17 protein-coding genes are annotated in these 14,780 nt (G+C 71.8%); 11 read left to right on the top strand and 6 right to left on the bottom strand.

Going from position 1 to position 14,780, the window contains the following annotated elements:
* The 4 genes from J7I94_RS15155 to J7I94_RS15170 all read left to right on the top strand — a co-directional run.
* Positions 1-424 (top strand): DNA glycosylase AlkZ-like family protein (locus J7I94_RS15155; RefSeq protein WP_215167608.1); only part of this gene is annotated, 424 nt, incomplete at its 5' end.
* Positions 425-518: 94 nt separating this feature from the next.
* Positions 519-2,189, top strand: coding sequence for an AMP-binding protein (locus J7I94_RS15160; protein ID WP_215167609.1), 1,671 nt, complete (start codon positions 519-521; stop codon positions 2,187-2,189).
* 40 nt (positions 2,190-2,229) lie between these two features.
* On the top strand, positions 2,230-3,441 hold the full coding sequence (locus tag J7I94_RS15165) for a helix-turn-helix domain-containing protein (RefSeq protein ID WP_215167610.1): 1,212 nt from the start codon (positions 2,230-2,232) through the stop codon (positions 3,439-3,441).
* 89 nt (positions 3,442-3,530) lie between these two features.
* Entirely contained in the window at positions 3,531-3,743 is a 213-nt protein-coding gene (locus J7I94_RS15170) for a hypothetical protein (RefSeq protein WP_215167611.1), read from the top strand.
* Between the two features lie 22 nt (positions 3,744-3,765).
* Here the strand turns inward: J7I94_RS15170 and J7I94_RS15175 are convergent, their stop codons facing one another.
* Positions 3,766-4,089, bottom strand: coding sequence for an SCO0607 family lipoprotein (locus J7I94_RS15175; protein ID WP_215167612.1), 324 nt, complete (start codon positions 4,087-4,089; stop codon positions 3,766-3,768).
* Positions 4,090-4,181: 92 nt separating this feature from the next.
* The gene (locus J7I94_RS15180; protein WP_374198390.1) at positions 4,182-4,799 is read right to left on the bottom strand and encodes a hypothetical protein; all 618 of its coding nucleotides are present in this window, start codon (positions 4,797-4,799) and stop codon (positions 4,182-4,184) included.
* A gap of 157 nt (positions 4,800-4,956) precedes the next feature.
* On the opposite strand from J7I94_RS15180, the gene gcl reads away from it, so the two are divergent.
* A complete protein-coding gene (gene gcl / locus J7I94_RS15185; RefSeq protein ID WP_215167614.1) occupies positions 4,957-6,741 on the top strand; it encodes a glyoxylate carboligase in 1,785 nt (594 codons plus the stop codon).
* Between the two features lie 61 nt (positions 6,742-6,802).
* On the opposite strand, the gene J7I94_RS15190 is transcribed toward gcl, so the two are convergent.
* From J7I94_RS15190 to J7I94_RS15205, 4 genes are all read right to left on the bottom strand, one after another.
* Positions 6,803-7,471, bottom strand: a complete 669-nt coding sequence (locus J7I94_RS15190) for a TIGR04222 domain-containing membrane protein (RefSeq protein WP_215167615.1) — start codon at positions 7,469-7,471, stop codon at positions 6,803-6,805.
* 417 nt (positions 7,472-7,888) lie between these two features.
* Positions 7,889-8,773 carry a 2-hydroxy-3-oxopropionate reductase gene (locus tag J7I94_RS15195; RefSeq protein ID WP_215167616.1) on the bottom strand — a complete coding sequence of 295 codons (885 nt, stop codon included), beginning with the start codon at positions 8,771-8,773 and terminating at the stop codon, positions 7,889-7,891.
* 60 nt (positions 8,774-8,833) lie between these two features.
* Entirely contained in the window at positions 8,834-9,664 is an 831-nt protein-coding gene (locus J7I94_RS15200; protein ID WP_215167617.1) for a TIM barrel protein, read from the bottom strand.
* Between the two features lie 171 nt (positions 9,665-9,835).
* Entirely contained in the window at positions 9,836-10,399 is a 564-nt protein-coding gene (locus J7I94_RS15205; RefSeq protein ID WP_251075189.1) for a hypothetical protein, read from the bottom strand.
* 277 nt (positions 10,400-10,676) lie between these two features.
* Between J7I94_RS15205 and J7I94_RS15210 the strand changes: the two genes are divergently transcribed.
* The 6 genes from J7I94_RS15210 to J7I94_RS15235 all read left to right on the top strand — a co-directional run bounded on the left by J7I94_RS15210 (position 10,677) and on the right by J7I94_RS15235 (position 14,754).
* The gene (locus J7I94_RS15210; protein ID WP_215167618.1) at positions 10,677-10,928 is read left to right on the top strand and encodes a thiamine-binding protein; all 252 of its coding nucleotides are present in this window, start codon (positions 10,677-10,679) and stop codon (positions 10,926-10,928) included.
* Positions 10,925-11,293, top strand: a complete 369-nt coding sequence (locus J7I94_RS15215; RefSeq protein WP_215167619.1) for a helix-turn-helix domain-containing protein — start codon at positions 10,925-10,927, stop codon at positions 11,291-11,293. The genes J7I94_RS15210 and J7I94_RS15215 overlap by 4 nt, the downstream gene beginning before the upstream one ends.
* A gap of 152 nt (positions 11,294-11,445) precedes the next feature.
* Positions 11,446-11,967, top strand: coding sequence for a 2-oxo-4-hydroxy-4-carboxy-5-ureidoimidazoline decarboxylase (uraD, locus tag J7I94_RS15220; RefSeq protein WP_215167620.1), 522 nt, complete (start codon positions 11,446-11,448; stop codon positions 11,965-11,967).
* Positions 11,964-12,365: a hydroxyisourate hydrolase gene (gene uraH, locus J7I94_RS15225; protein ID WP_215167621.1), complete on the top strand. Its 402-nt coding sequence runs from the start codon at positions 11,964-11,966 to the stop codon at positions 12,363-12,365. Before uraD ends, uraH begins: the two co-directional genes overlap by 4 nt.
* Positions 12,366-12,370: 5 nt before the next feature.
* Positions 12,371-13,291 (top strand): factor-independent urate hydroxylase, encoded by a 921-nt coding sequence (gene pucL / locus J7I94_RS15230; protein WP_215167622.1) that lies wholly within the window; start codon positions 12,371-12,373, stop codon positions 13,289-13,291.
* A gap of 83 nt (positions 13,292-13,374) precedes the next feature.
* Complete coding sequence (locus tag J7I94_RS15235; protein WP_215167623.1) at positions 13,375-14,754, top strand: 8-oxoguanine deaminase; 1,380 nt, start codon at positions 13,375-13,377, stop codon at positions 14,752-14,754.
* Positions 14,755-14,780 lie beyond the last annotated feature (26 nt).

Raw genomic sequence — 14,780 nt, forward strand, 5'->3', positions numbered from 1 at the left:
CCTGACCCGCCTGCGCACCGCCTTCGAACGCCTGCGCCCCCGTCTCGTCACCTTCCGCACCCCGGAAGGCACCGAACTCTTCGACCTCCCGGACGCCCCCCGCCCCGCCCCGGACACTCCCGCCCCACCGCGCTTCCTCCCCGAGTACGACAATCTGCTCCTCTCCCACGCCGACCGCACCCGCGTCGTCCCCGCCGCCCACCGAGGTCTGACCCGGAAGGGGAACGTGGCGTACTCCGTCCTCCTCGTCGACGGTTTCGTCGCCGGCCTGTGGCGGCTGGGGGACGACGCGCTGGTGATCGAACCCTTCGGTACGTTCACCCGGACGCGGTGGGCGGAAGTGACGGCCGAGGCGGAGCGGATGCTCGCGACGATGCACCCTGAACGCACGTACGGCATCCGCTCCGGCACGGTGCGGAGCTGATGTTCACTCCCGTTCAGGGCTGGTGCGACCAGGGCGGATGACCCGAAGATGACAGCGAGCCGCCCGGAGATGGTCCGGCACCGAGGAGGACATGATGACGACGGTGACGCAGAGCTTCCGCGAGGCCCGGGACTTCCTGCTGGAACACCGCGAGGACTACGCCACCGCCTACGCGGGCTTCGCGTGGCCCCGCCCCGAGCACTTCAACTGGGCGCTGGACTGGTTCGACGTCATCGCGGACGGCAACGACCGTACGGCGCTGCACATCGTGGAGGAGGACGGGACCGAGACCCGGCGGTCGTTCGCCGAGCTGTCCGCCCGTTCCGACCGGGCCGCGAACTGGATGCGGGAACGGGGAGTCGCGGCGGGTGACCGCATCCTGGTCATGCTGGGCAACCAGGTGGAACTGTGGGAGACGGCCCTGGCCGCGATGAAACTCCGCGCGGTCGTCATCCCGGCCACCCCGCTGCTCGGCCCCGCCGACCTGCGCGACCGGGTGGAGCGCGGCCGGGTGGCCCATGTGATCGTCCGCGCCGAGGACACCGCCAAGTTCGCCGGCGTACCCGGCGGTTACACACGCATCGCGGTCGGCGGCGCACCGGACGGCTGGCAGCCGTACGAGCACGCGGAGACCGCCCCGGACGGGTTCGCGCCGGACGGCCCGACCCGCGCCGACGCCCCCCTGATGCTCTACTTCACCTCGGGCACGACCGCCCGCCCGAAACTCGTCGAGCACACCCACGTCTCCTATCCCGTCGGGCACTTGGCGACGATGTACTGGATCGGCCTGAAGCCCGGGGACGTGCACCTGAACATCTCGTCACCCGGCTGGGCCAAGCACGCCTGGTCCAACCTGTTCGCGCCGTGGAACGCCGAGGCGACCGTCTTCCTCCACAACTACACCCGCTTCGACGCGCCCCGCCTGATGGCCGAGATGGACCGCGCCGGCGTCACCACCTTCTGCGCCCCGCCCACCGTCTGGCGCATGCTGGTCCAGGCCGACCTGACCCGCCTGGCCACCCCGCCCCGGGAGGCCGTGGCGGCCGGCGAACCCCTCAACCCCGAGGTGATCGAGCAGGTCCGCCGCACCTGGGGCGTGACCGTCCGCGACGGCTTCGGCCAGACCGAGACGGCCGTACAGGTCTCCAACAGCCCGGGGCAAGTACTCAAGACGGGCTCGATGGGCCGCCCCAGCCCCGGCTACCGCGTCGAACTCCTCGACCCCGTCACCGGAGAACCCGGCGCCACCGAGGGCGAGATCGCCCTCGACCTCTCCACCCGCCCCGTCGGCCTGATGACCGGCTACCACGGCGACCCGGACCGTACGGCCGAGGCCATGGCGGACGGCTACTACCGCACCGGCGACATCGGCTCCCGCGACGCCGACGGATACCTCACGTACGTGGGCAGGTCCGACGACGTCTTCAAGGCGTCCGACTACAAGATCAGCCCCTTCGAGCTGGAGAGCGCGCTGCTGGAACACGAGGCGGTCGCGGAGGCCGCCGTCGTCCCCGCCCCCGACGAACTCCGCCTCGCCGTACCGAAGGCGTACGTCGTCCTGGCGGCCGGCTGGCAACCCGGCCCGGACACCGCGAAGGTCCTCTTCGACCACTCCCGCCAGACCCTGGCCCCCTACAAACGCCTGCGCCGCCTGGAGTTCGGCAACCTCCCCAAGACCGTCTCCGGCAAGATCCGCCGCATCGAACTCCGCGAGGCCACGGCCGCGGGCTCGGACGCGGAGTACCGGGAGGAGGACTTCCGCTGACTTCTCCGGGTGCGGGCGCGCAGGGTTCTACCCTCGAGTCATGGCAGAGCACTTGGGAGACCGACTGGCGCGTCTGCGCAGGCTGGCCGACCGTACGCAGGAGGGGCTGGCCGAGTCGTCCGGTGTCTCCGTCGACGTGATCAAGAAGCTGGAGCAGAAGCGCAAGCACTCCGCGCGGCTGCCCACGCTGCACGCCCTCGCCGAGGGCCTCGGTGTCGAGCTGACGGCCCTGCTCGGCGATCCGCCTGGGGTGCCGAGCACCGGAGACGTCGACTCGCCCCAACTCGTCGCCCTGCGCCGGGCCGTCATGCCTCCGATGTTCGCCCCCCTTCCCGAGCCGAGCGACACCGAGCGCCTGACGGTCCCGCTCATGCGCCGGGAGCTGGCGGACGCCTGGACCATCTACCATGACGCCGACTTCGGGCAGCTCATGGCAGCCCTGCCCGGCATCGTCAACGACGCTCGCTTCCTTGCCTCCGTAGGTACGCCCGAGGACCGCTCGGCCGGTCAGGCGGCCCTCGGCAAGGCCCTCCAACTCGCCGGGCACCTCGCCATCCGGCTGGGCAAGGTGGACCTCGCCCTGTCCGCGCTGGAGCGTGCGATGCACGCCGCCGAGCAGTCTTCCGACCCCCTGCTCCCCTCGATGATCGCCAACTCGGTGGCGTGGAACTACCAGCGCCAGAACCGGCTCGACGACGCGACGAACCTTGCCGTCCACGCGGCCGACAGGGTCGAGCGTGAGCAGCAGGACACCGCCGAGAGCGTCCGGGTCTGGGGCGGCCTGGTGATGTCCGCCGCGACGTCCGCGGCCCGCTCTGGGGACTACGACACGGCCTCCGACATGATGTCCACCGCGGAGAAGGCCACCAAGCGCCTCGCGAAGCTGCCGCCGCCGGTCGACGGGAGGCTGGTCTCCGTGTTCAGCCGCTCCTCGGTCCGCATCGAACGTGTTCGGCTCGCGGTGCAGCACGCGCGGCCCGACGAGGCCCTGCGTCTCGCCAAGGGCATGCGGTTGAGTTCCGACACGCCCGTGTCGTGGCGTACGTGGCTTCTCCTGGACGTCGCGCGCGCCCACGCCGACCTCGGAGACGCCGAAGGCGCCGTACGGGCTCTTACGAAGCTGCGCGAGATCGCGCCGGCCTGGATGCGGCACCACACCCTCGCCGTCGCCATCGTCGGGGACCTCTGGGCCGGTTCCGTACGGCCTCCGGGCCTGCGGAAACTCGCCGAGTTCCTGGGCATGACGTCGTAAGCGTCCAGAAAGGGGACGTTCCGTCCCTGTGATGCCCGCCGCACTCGCGTGAGGCTGTCGTCCGACAGACGACACAAGGAGCGGGCGTCATGGCGAGCAGCGCGCGAGCGGCACTGGCCGAGGCCATCGAACTGTACGGCGTCAACGGGCGGTTGCTCGTCTTCCACGACCCCGACGACCCGTTCGGCACCACGGCCGAAGGCGCCGATCTGCCGCCGTACGGAGGTGACCCCTGGGGCCGTTCCAGACTGCGGGAGAAGGTCGCGCGGGCCAACGCGCGCAGCCGGGGCGAGATCCTGTAGCCGCCGGCCGGCGCGGACCGGGTCAGTTCGTGTCGGGGGCGTCGATCACCGTGCCGTTCTCGTCCAGCGTGTGGGTGCGCCAGTACACGTCCCACTTGTCGTCGACCTGCTCCGGCACCTTGCCCTCCGGGTAGCGCGCGTACCCCTTCGGCGGCTCCTCCCCGTCCGGCACACAGGCGGAGCCGGTGCTGCCCACGGCGAGCACCGGGTACTCGCCGCCGCCGCAGATGGCGTCCTGGAAGCCGGAGCATCCGGTGAGTGCCACCACCGCGGCGCCGCTCACGAGGGCGGCGAGGAGCAGGCGGGACCGTCCGGTCGGACGGGGGGTGGTGAGGGGCAGGCGCATCGTCGTCTCCAGTCGTTCGGTCTGCCCCTACTCTCGCCGCCGCGGACCCCCGCGCCCTGAGTCCGCGTACTCAACCCGGCCCGCGCGGGCACTCAGGGCGCGCCGTCGGCCGTCTCGGCCAGGGCCGCCGCCGGGGCGTTGGCCGGGCGGGGACCGGTGCCGGGGCCGAGGACGAACAACGGGACGTGCAGCAGGTCGGCGCGGGCACGGACGTCGGCGGGGTACGCGGCCAGCGAGAAGTGCAGGACGCGACGGGCGGAGCGGGTCATGGCCGTCAGCCACAGGCATTCCACGTCCCGCGCGGTGGCGGGGGAGCCCGTCGGGTCGATCTGGACGAGGACGCCGCGCCCGGTGAGCCCGATGCCGGGCGTGAGCCCGCGCCGGGCGCGGTGCAGGTCGTGGTGGCCGAGCGCGCCCAGGTACCGCACGACCGCCGTGACCGTGTCGAAGGGGTCGCGCACCGGCAGGCTCAGCACCGTGCCGCACGGACAGCCCAGTTCCGGCCGGGGCCACTGGCCCTCGTCACCGCAGGCGGCACAGCGCACCCCGATCCACTCCTCCTCCCAGGCCCGGTGGCGGACCTCCGCCACGGTTCCGTCCGGGTCCAGCGAGGGGGCGACCGGCACTCCGCAGGCGCACGGGTACGCCGGTGCCGTGTAGCGGTGCGCGCGCCGGCAGGACGGACAGCGCACCGTGAGGCTCTCGGTCATGCCCCTCATCGTCCTCCCTTGACGTCCCTCGGCCACCCACTTACCTTACTTTCAGTATGTAGAAGTCGCATTCCATAATGTGGAAGTACGGGAACTGCTCAGCGTGGGCGCGACGGGCGTGGTTCCGAACCAGGTTCCGACCAGCAGGAGTACTCGAATGGCTCGTATGACCGCTGCCCGCGCGGCAGTCGAGATCCTCAAGCGCGAGGGCGTCACCGACGCGTTCGGCGTGCCGGGCGCGGCGATCAACCCCTTCTACGCGGCGCTCAAGGCGTCCGGCGGCATCACCCACACCCTCGCCCGGCACGTCGAGGGCGCCTCGCACATGGCCGAGGGGTACACGCGGACCCGTCCCGGCAACATCGGGGTCTGCGTCGGCACGTCGGGCCCGGCCGGCACCGACATGATCACCGGGCTGTACTCGGCGACCGGCGACTCGATCCCGATCCTGTGCGTCACCGGCCAGGCGCCGACCGCCGTGATCCACAAGGAGGACTTCCAGGCCGTCGACATCGCCTCCATCGCCGCGCCGGTCACCAAGATGGCGGTGACCGTGCTGGAGGCCGCGCAGGTCCCCGGCGTCTTCCAGAAGGCGTTCCACCTGATGCGCTCCGGGCGTCCCGGCCCGGTCCTGATCGACCTGCCGGTCGACGTGCAGCTGACGGAGATCGAGTTCGACCCGGAGACGTACGAGCCGCTGCCCGTCTACAAGCCGGCCGCCTCCCGCGCCCAGATCGAGAAGGCGCTCGACATGCTCGGCGCCGCCGAGCGCCCGCTGATCGTCGCCGGCGGCGGCGTCATCAACGCCGACGCGGCCGGTCTGCTGGTGGAGTTCGCCGAGCTGACCGGCATCCCCGTCGTGCCGACCCTCATGGGCTGGGGCGTGCTCCCCGACGACCACGAGCTGAACGCCGGCATGGTCGGCCTCCAGACCTCCCACCGCTACGGCAACGCCACCTTCCTGGAGGCCGACTTCGTCCTCGGCATCGGCAACCGCTGGGCCAACCGCCACACCGGCCGCCTCGACGTCTACACCGCCGGACGGACGTTCGTGCACGTCGACGTCGAACCGACCCAGATCGGCAGGATCTTCGCCCCGGACTACGGCATCGCCTCCGACGCCAAGGCCGCCCTCACGCTCTTCACGGAGGCGGCCAGGGAACGGAAGGCGGCCGGGACCCTGCCCGACCGCTCCGCCTGGGCCGCGTCCGCGCAGGAGCGCAGGGCCACCCTCCAGCGCCGTACGCACTTCGACGACATCCCGATCAAGCCGCAGCGGGTCTACGAGGAGATGAACAAGGCGTTCGGGCCCGAGACCCGGTACGTCTCCACCATCGGCCTCTCCCAGATCGCCGGCGCGCAGCTGCTGCACGTCCACCGGCCCCGGCACTGGATCAACTGCGGCCAGGCCGGGCCGCTGGGCTGGACCGTCCCGGCCGCCCTCGGCGTCGCCAAGGCCGACCCCGAGGCCCAGGTCGTCGCGCTCTCCGGGGATTACGACTTCCAGTTCATGATGGAGGAGCTGGCGGTCGGCGCACAGCACAGGATCCCGTACGTGCACGTGCTGGTGAACAACTCCTACCTGGGACTGATCCGGCAGGCGCAGCGGGCCTTCGACATCGACTTCCAGGTCAAGCTGGAGTTCGAGAACATCAACTCGCCCGAACTCGGCGGCTACGGCGTGGACCACGTCAAGGTCGCCGAGGGCCTGGGCTGCAAGGCGATCCGGGTGACCGACCCCCGCGAGCTGGGCCCGGCCTTCGAACAGGCCAAGAAGCTCGCCGCGGAGCACCAGGTGCCGGTCGTCGTGGAGGCGATCCTGGAGCGGGTCACCAACATCGCCATGTCGGGGACGAACGACATCTCCGACGTGACGGAGTTCGAGGATCTGGCCACCGAGCCCGGCCACGCGCCGACCGCCATCAGGACGCTGGAGCTCTGAGCCCTCGCGGACACGGCGGAGGGCGGTCCGTTCCCCCGGGGCGGGCCGCCCTCCGCCGTGTTCAGTCGCCGCCGCCTCCTCCGCCACCGCCGCAACTGAAGCCCCCGCCGCCGGGGTCGGAACCAAGCCCGGACCCGTCGTCGTCATCGTCGGCCCGCAACCGCAGGAACCGGTCCGTCCGGCCGAACGGGAAGCGGCCCGCGTCCGCGTGGGCGCCCCGCCCGGTCAGCCGGGTGCGTTCGGTGAACCGCGGCAGCAGCGCCGTGAGCGCCGGATCGCCGTACAGGGCGACGGCCAGGGCCATGTCGTCGTGCGTGAACCCTTCGGGACCCGCGGGCAGCGGGAAGGCCGCGCGCAGCTTCCTCAACCGCCTGCGGCCGGCGCGGGTCGGGCGGCCGGTCAGCGACCCCAGCAGCCCGGCCGCCACGAGTTCCTTCCGCGCCCGGGTCACCGCCGTGCGCACCACCGAGCGCGCCAGCAACTCCTCCAGGCCGGCCGGGCGGTAGAGGCCGCCGCGCACCGCGCGCTCCAGGTCGTTGCGGTGCGGCGGGCGCTGCGCCGCGTCCGGGACCAGCGCCCGGCGCAGGGCTCCCGGCCGTCCGGCGGCCACGACGCCGCGCAGATGCAGGGCCACCACGGCGACCGTGACGGCGGCGCGTGCTCCGCCGCGCATCAGCGCGACGTGGTAGGGCTCCAGCCGGATGCCCGTGGTGCTGCCGGCTCTTTTCATACGATCACCCCCGTGTGCGGGGGATGTGCCCGCCCACGGGGGTGGTCCAAGCGTGCCGGTGCCGGTTTCAGAGGAGGACTTGAGGATGCCGTACCGCGCGTACGGCCGAGGGCGTACGCGCGGGTCGACGGGTGACCGGGACCGCGGCGGGCGCGACCGGCTCGGGCGCCCCTCCCCTCACGTCGTAGGAGGGGACGCCGGGCCGTTCGCCACCGCACTGGCCCGCGCTCGCCGCGGTCCCGGTCCGCGCGTACGGCTCCGGCCTCCCCGCCGGTGCCGTACGCGGGCTGGTGGGCCGGTGTGCGACGGCGTGCTCGTGTCGCGTCACCGGTGGTGCCGGGCGGCGCCGCACGCCTGGGCGCGACGGGACATCTGTCGACGCGCGGCGCCGCCCGGGGTCTTGGGGTGACCGTGAGGTCAGACCTGGGCGCCGGAGAGGCGTTCCACGGCCCGCAGCAGGGCGGAGTGGTCCAGGCCGCCGTCGCCCTGGGCGCGCAGGGACGCGACGAGTTGCGCGACCACGGCGCCGACCGGCAGCGCCGCGCCGACGGTGCGGGCGGCGTCGGTGACGATGCCCATGTCCTTGTGGTGCAGGTCGACGCGGAAGCCCGGCTGGAAGTCCCGGTTGAGGAAGTTGTCCTTCTTCCGGGTCAGCACGGTCGAGCCGGCCAGCCCGCCGTTGAGGACGTCCAGCGCCGCCGCCAGGTCGACGCCGGACTTCTCCAGGAAGACCACGGCCTCGGCGCACGCCTGGATGTTGACGGCGACGATCAGCTGGTTGGCGGCCTTCACCGTCTGGCCCGCGCCGTGCGGACCGCACCGCACGATCGTCCTGCCCAGCGCCTCGAAGAGCGGCTTGGCCTCGTCGAAGTCGGCCTGCTCGCCGCCGACCATGATGGACAGCACGGCCTCGATCGCCCCCGCCTCACCGCCGGAGACGGGCGCGTCCAGCACCCGGATGCCCTTGGGACGCGCGGCGTTGGCCAGGTCGATGGAGGTCTGCGGGGTGATCGAGGACATGTCGATCAGCAGGGCGCCGGAGCGGGCGTTCTCCAGGATGCCGTCGGGGCCGTAGGCGATGGCCTCCACCTGCGGTGACGCGGGCACCATGGTGATGATCACGTCGGCGTCGCGCACGGCCTCGGCGACCGAGCCGGCCGCGGTGCCGCCGGCGGCGGCCAGCCGGTCCAGCTTCTCCCGCTCCAGGGTGTGACCGGTGACCCGGTAACCCGCCTTGATCAGGTTCTCCGACATGGGGGAGCCCATGATGCCCAGGCCGATCCAAGCGATGTTCGTGCTCATGAGGGTGCCTTTCGGTGCGGGTGTCTGTCGGTGCGGGTGTCTCCCGGGGCACGAGGGCGGTCAGCGGGCCTCGCGGGGCAGCCAGTCGAAGGACTCGGCGCTCGGCCGGTCGCCGGGCTTGTACTCCAGGCCGACCCGGCCGTCGTAACCGGCCTTGCGGAGCCGGCCGAGCAGTTCCTCCAGCGGCAGCGAACCGGTGCCGGGGGCGCCGCGCCCGGGGCTGTCGGCGATCTGGACGTGACCGGTCTTCGCCGCGAACCGCTCGATCACCTCCGGCAGGTCCTCGCCGTTCATGGCCAGGTGGTAGAGGTCCATGAGGAACGTGGCGTTGCCCAGTCCGGTCGCCTCGTTGACCCGGTCGACGACGGCCACCGCGGCCGGTGCCGACACCAGCGGGTACCGCGGTGACTCGGGCTCGTTCAGGGCCTCGATCAGCAAGGCCGCGCCGATCCGGTCGGCCGCGCGGGCCGCGAGGGTCAGGTTCTCCAGCGCCAGCGCGTCCTGCTCGGCCGGGTCCACGCCCTCGACGCGGTTGCCGTAGAGCGCGTTGAGCGCCGTACAGCCCAGCGACTCGGCGAAATCGGCGGCCACGTCGATGTTGGCGCGGAACCGGTCCGACTCCTCGCCCGGCACCGACAGGGCGCCGCGGTCCGGGCCGGGGAGCCGTCCCGCGTAGAAGTTCAGGCCGGTGAGCCGGACGCCCGCGTCGTCGACCGCCCGCTTCAGGGCGTCGAGCGCGGCTCGCTCGGGCACGGGCGCGTCGGTCCACGGCCACCACAGCTCGACCGCCCCGAAGCCGGCCGCGGCGGCTGCCGCCGGGCGCTCCAGGAGCGGGAGTTCGGTGAAGAGGATCGACAGATTGACGGTGAAGCGCTGGTCCGCGAATCCCATCCGGATACCGCACCTCCTTCCATGTTTCCGCATTGCGGAACAAGCTTTCTGCTTACTGGAAGGTTGCCGTCGAGGGGTGAGGCTTGTCAAGGGTCGCCGAGAAGCCGAAAAGCGCCCCCGCCTCGGTGGCTGGGGCGCTGAGTGTTTTCGGTGGGAGGGGGCGGCTCGGTCCTAGCAGCCGGTCGCGGAGCCGTCGGCCGAGGCGGTGACGGAGACGCGGTAACCGGCTCCCGTGCCGAACTCGGGCCCGGCCTCGCTCCCTTCCGCGTCCAGGATCTCCCGGGTCAGGAAGTAGACGTCCAGCATCGCGGCGTCGTCCGCGCCGCCGCGGGTGAAGCACAGGTTCGCGGGCCGGTCCGCGTTCTTCGACGACCGCCGGGTGGCCGGGGACGGGGTCCAGCCCGCGCGCTCCGCCGCGGCCCGGTAGTGCCGGGTCACGTCGGCCTTGTCGCCGGGGAAGACGTAGGTGCGATCGGCGTACAGCTGCACGTCGCCGCTGTCCTCCCAGCAGCCGGCGTCCAGGCCCTCGAAGCCCTCGGGCTCGATCGTCCCTCGGGGCCGGGAGTCCAGGATGCCGTAGGACTTCAGCTCGTCGGCCCGGCTCCCGGTGCCCTCGCAGCCCGAGGCGGAGGCGGCCTCCGCCAGGGTCTGGCACCCGGTGAGTGCTCCCGTCGCGCACAGAGCGGCCGTCAGCAGGAGGGCGGCGCGCGGGACCGTTGCCTTGCGAGGTGACAAGCCGACTCCTGTGGGTGACCTGGCGGGGCGGCCAGTCGCATCGCCCGACACCTGTCGTGCGCGGTCGCTGACATTACCGAACTTATGTGTGCTGATGCTGAGTTGAAGCGCCGGACCGTGCCCTCGCAGTGCACGGGTCCGCGCGCTGCGCGGCATGCCCGGGCGGAACGGCCGGTCGTGGCGGGGGAGTCCGTTAAGGTCGTGCCGGAACGGCTGTGCCCTCTCGACCGAGAAGCTGGGAGGAGCCGCGGATCAGTACCGGCGCCAAGGGGACGCAGTGCGATTGAGAGTGGAGTTCACGACCGAGCCTTTCGACCTCGACGAGGCCCCCGCCCACGCGGTGGTCGCCCGCGAGGTCATCGAGGCCGCCGACCTGGACGCGGTCGATGTCGGACCGTTCGGCAACACCGCCGAGGGCGGGGCCGACGCGGTGCTCAGCGCCCTGGGCGACGTGCTCCGCCGGACCCTCGGCGCGGGCGCCACCCGGATATCGCTCCAGGTCAACGTCGTGGAAGAGGGCGAGCGGTGACCGGAAGCACGGACGAGCCGTTCATCGCGGCCGTCAAGCCCCTGGTCGACGCCATCGGCGGCGAACTGGTCCCGCCGGACGAGGCCGGCCGGGACGACGTGGTGCTCTCCTGGCAGGGGGCCGAGGTCGTCGCCGTACGCCTGCCCCAGCTCGCCGACTCCCTGGACCACATCCTGGCCGCGATGGAACGCCGGCGGGGCGTGCCGCTGGCCGAACTGGACCGCAAGGCCAAGCAGGAGGTCGTACGGAACCTGGAGGCGCGCGGCGCCTTCTCGGTGCGGCACGGGGTGGAGACCGTGGCGAGCGCGCTCGGCGTCAGCCGCTTCACCGTCTACAACTACCTGAACCGCGAAAAGGGTTCCTGACCAGCGTCGATGCCTCCGTGCCAGCAGCCGCCGCCCGGAACACCGGGCGGCGGCTTCGTTTACCGCGAATTTTCAACAAACTGTTGACGCCGTGTTTCCGGGCGCGTTAGCTATCGGCACGCCCGTTCAGCACAAGGCCACGGAGGCTCCCCGTGACGTCCACTTCCACGCCGCCGGGTCTGGCCCGGTTCAACGCCCTCGCGGAGCCCGCGGCCCTCGCCGCACTCCACGAGGTGTGCGCCTGTCCGGCCTGGGGGAAGCGGCTGACCGCCGCCCGCCCCTACGCCACCACCGAGGACCTGTACGCCACGAGCGACACCGCCACGGCCGGACTGACCGCGACGGAACTCGCGGAGGCGATGGCCGGGCACCCGCCGATCGGCCGGCCGAAGCCGGGCGACCCGGCCTCCTCCCGCGAACAGGCGGGCATGGCCGGCGCCCCGGCCGAGTTGAAGGCGGAGATGCTCGAACTGAACCTGGCCTACCAGGAGAAGTTCGGCCATGTCTTCCTCGTCTGCGCCACCGGCCGGACCGGCGAGCAGATGCGGGACGCGGTGAAGGAGCGGATCGGCAACTCGCCCGAGCGGGAACGGGAGATCGTCCGCACCGAGCTGGGAAAGATCAACCGTATCCGGCTCTCCCGGCTCGTCGACGAAGAGGATGCCCTGACGTGAGCACCAGCACCACCGCCTCCGTGTCCACCCACATCCTGGACACCAGCGCCGGCCGCCCCGCCCGGGGCGTCGCCGTCCGGCTCTCCGCCCGCGCCGGACGCGAGGGCGACTGGCGGGACCTCGGCGGCTCGGCGACCGACGCCGACGGGCGCTGCAAGGACCTCCCGGCTCTGCCGGAGGGCACGACCCACGTACGGCTCGACTTCGCGGTCGAGGCGTACTTCGAAGCAACGTCGAAGAAGCAAGCCGATGCGCAGCAGGACGCCCCCGCGAACCGGGACAGCGGTGCCGTGTTCTTCCCCGAGGTGACGGTCGCCTTCGCCGTGGACCCCGGCGAGCACTACCACGTACCGCTGCTGCTCAACCCGTTCGGCTACTCCGTATACCGAGGGAGCTAGCAGACATGCCGACGATCCTGGGACAGAACCAGTACGGCAAGGCCGAGAACCGAGTCGTGAAGATCACGCGGGACGGCGCCACCCACCACATCAAGGACCTCAACGTCTCCGTCGCCCTCTCCGGCGACATGGACGAGGTCCACTACTCCGGCTCCAACGCCAACGTGCTGCCGACCGACACCACCAAGAACACGGTGTTCGCGTTCGCCAAGGAGCACGGCATCGGGTCCGCCGAGCAGTTCGGCATCCACCTCGCCCGTCACTTCGTCACCTCGCAGCCACCGATCCACCGCGCGCGCATCCGTATCGAGGAGTACGCCTGGGAACGGATCGCCACCTCCGACACCGACACTGACGCGGACCGCGGGCACTCCTTCGTCCGCAAGGGCCAGGAGACCCGCCTCACCCAGATCACCTACGACGGCGAGCGCTGGGAAGTCGTCTCCGGTCTGAAGGACCTGACGGTGATGAACTCGACCGACTCCGAGTTCTGGGGCTACGTCAAGGACAAGTACACGACGCTCCAGGAGGCGTACGACCGCATCCTGGCGACCTCCGTCACCGCCCGCTGGCGGTTCAACTGGACCGACGACGCACAGGAGATGCCCGACTGGGAGCAGTCCTACGAGCAGGTGCGCGGTCACCTGCTCCGGGCCTTCGCCGAGACCTACTCGCTCTCGCTCCAGCAGACCCTGTACCAGATGGGCGCGCGCATCATCGAGAACCGCGGCGAGATAGACGAGGTCCGCTTCTCGCTCCCCAACAAGCACCACTTCCTCGTCGACCTGGAGCCGTTCGGGCTCAAGAACGACACCGCCGACGGTGCCGTGTACTTCGCCGCCGACCGTCCGTACGGCCTCATCGAGGGCACGGTCCTGCGGGACGGCTGCGAGGCACGGATACCGGCCGACATGACCAACCTCTGACGCGGGACGCGCGCCCCCGCCACCCGTGGGACGGGCCGGGGGCGCGCCGCACCGGAGGACCCGCGACGAGAAGAGGACGCATCATGGCAGCAGCCCAGCGCATCGTGATCGAGAACGGGGCGATCGCGACCGTCGACGACCGGGACACCGAGTACGCCACCGGGTACGTCGTCATCGCGGACCACCGCATCGAGTCGCTCGGCGCGGGAAGAGCACCCGAGGGCCTGGAGAACGTCGTCCGCCGTATCGACGCCTCCGGACACCTCGTGACCCCCGGCCTGGTCAACACCCATCACCACTTCTACCAGTGGATCACCCGGGGCCTGGCCACCGACCACAACCTCTTCGACTGGCTGACCGCGCTCTACCCGACGTGGGCCCGGATCGACGAGGCGATGGTGTACGCGGCGGCCCAGGGGTCCCTCGCGATGATGGCCCGCGGCGGTGTCACCACCGCCATGGACCACCACTACGTCTTCCCGCGCGGCACCGGCGACCTGGCCGGCGCGATCATCCGGGCCGCCCGTGAGACCGGCGTCCGCTTCACCCTCGCCCGCGGCTCGATGGACCGCGGCGAGTCGGACGGCGGCCTGCCGCCGGACTTCGCGGTGGAGTCCCTGGACGACGCGCTCGCCGCCACCGAGGAAACGGTACGGCAGCACCACGACGCCTCCTTCGGCGCGATGACACAGGTCGCCGTGGCGCCCTGCTCCCCGTTCTCGGTCTCCACCGAACTGATGCGGCAGGGAGCCGAGCTGGCCCGCCGGCTCGGCGTGCGGCTGCACACCCACGGCTCGGAGACGGTGGAGGAGGAGAAGTTCTGCCACGAGCTGTTCGGGATGGGGCCGACCGACTACTTCGAGTCCACCGGCTGGCTCGGTGCGGACGTGTGGATGGCGCACTGCGTCCACATGAACGACTCCGACATCGCGGCGTTCGCCCGCACGGGGACGGGCGTCGCCCACTGTCCGTCCTCCAACGCGAGGCTGGCGGCCGGCACGGCCCGCGTCCCCGACCTGCTCGCGGCCGGCGTCCCGGTCGGCCTCGGCGTCGACGGCACCGCGTCGAACGAGTCCGGCGAACTCCACACCGAGCTGCGCAACGCCCTCCTGGTCAACCGTCTCGGCGCCCACCGCGAGAAGGCCCTGAACGCCCGCCAGGCCCTGCGGCTGGGCACCTTCGGCGGCGCCCAGGTCCTCGGCCGGGCCGCCGAGACCGGATCGCTGGAGCCCGGCAAGCTGGCCGACCTGGTGCTGTGGCGGATGGACACCCTCGCCCACGCCTCCATCGCCGACCCGGTGACCGCCCTGGTCTTCGGCGCCGCCGCCCCGGTCACCGCCTCGTTCGCGCACGGCCGGCAGATCGTCGAGGACGGGCGGCTGCTCACCGTCGACGAGGACGCCATAGCCCGTTCGACCCGTGACGAGGCACGCCGTCTGGCCCGTATCGCGGCACAGGGCTGATCCACGCCGCCGGCCGACTCCGGCCG

It is taken from the genome of Streptomyces sp. ISL-12, assembly GCF_018614415.1.
In the GTDB taxonomy this organism is placed as follows: Bacteria; Actinomycetota; Actinomycetes; order Streptomycetales; family Streptomycetaceae; genus Streptomyces.

What these genes read in the sequence shown, in the direction of transcription:
- J7I94_RS15160 (WP_215167609.1), top strand. Translation starts at nt 519, where the DNA reads ATGACGACGGTGACGCAGAGCTTCCGCGAGGCCCGGGACTTCCTGCTG.
- J7I94_RS15165 (WP_215167610.1), top strand. Translation starts at nt 2,230, where the DNA reads ATGGCAGAGCACTTGGGAGACCGACTGGCGCGTCTGCGCAGGCTGGCC.
- J7I94_RS15170 (WP_215167611.1), top strand. Translation starts at nt 3,531, where the DNA reads ATGGCGAGCAGCGCGCGAGCGGCACTGGCCGAGGCCATCGAACTGTAC.
- J7I94_RS15175 (WP_215167612.1), bottom strand. Translation starts at nt 4,089, where the DNA reads ATGCGCCTGCCCCTCACCACCCCCCGTCCGACCGGACGGTCCCGCCTG.
- J7I94_RS15180 (WP_374198390.1), bottom strand. Translation starts at nt 4,799, where the DNA reads ATGACCGAGAGCCTCACGGTGCGCTGTCCGTCCTGCCGGCGCGCGCAC.
- gcl (WP_215167614.1), top strand. Translation starts at nt 4,957, where the DNA reads ATGGCTCGTATGACCGCTGCCCGCGCGGCAGTCGAGATCCTCAAGCGC.
- J7I94_RS15190 (WP_215167615.1), bottom strand. Translation starts at nt 7,471, where the DNA reads ATGAAAAGAGCCGGCAGCACCACGGGCATCCGGCTGGAGCCCTACCAC.
- J7I94_RS15195 (WP_215167616.1), bottom strand. Translation starts at nt 8,773, where the DNA reads ATGAGCACGAACATCGCTTGGATCGGCCTGGGCATCATGGGCTCCCCC.
- J7I94_RS15200 (WP_215167617.1), bottom strand. Translation starts at nt 9,664, where the DNA reads ATGGGATTCGCGGACCAGCGCTTCACCGTCAATCTGTCGATCCTCTTC.
- pucL (WP_215167622.1), top strand. Translation starts at nt 12,371, where the DNA reads ATGCCGACGATCCTGGGACAGAACCAGTACGGCAAGGCCGAGAACCGA.
- J7I94_RS15235 (WP_215167623.1), top strand. Translation starts at nt 13,375, where the DNA reads ATGGCAGCAGCCCAGCGCATCGTGATCGAGAACGGGGCGATCGCGACC.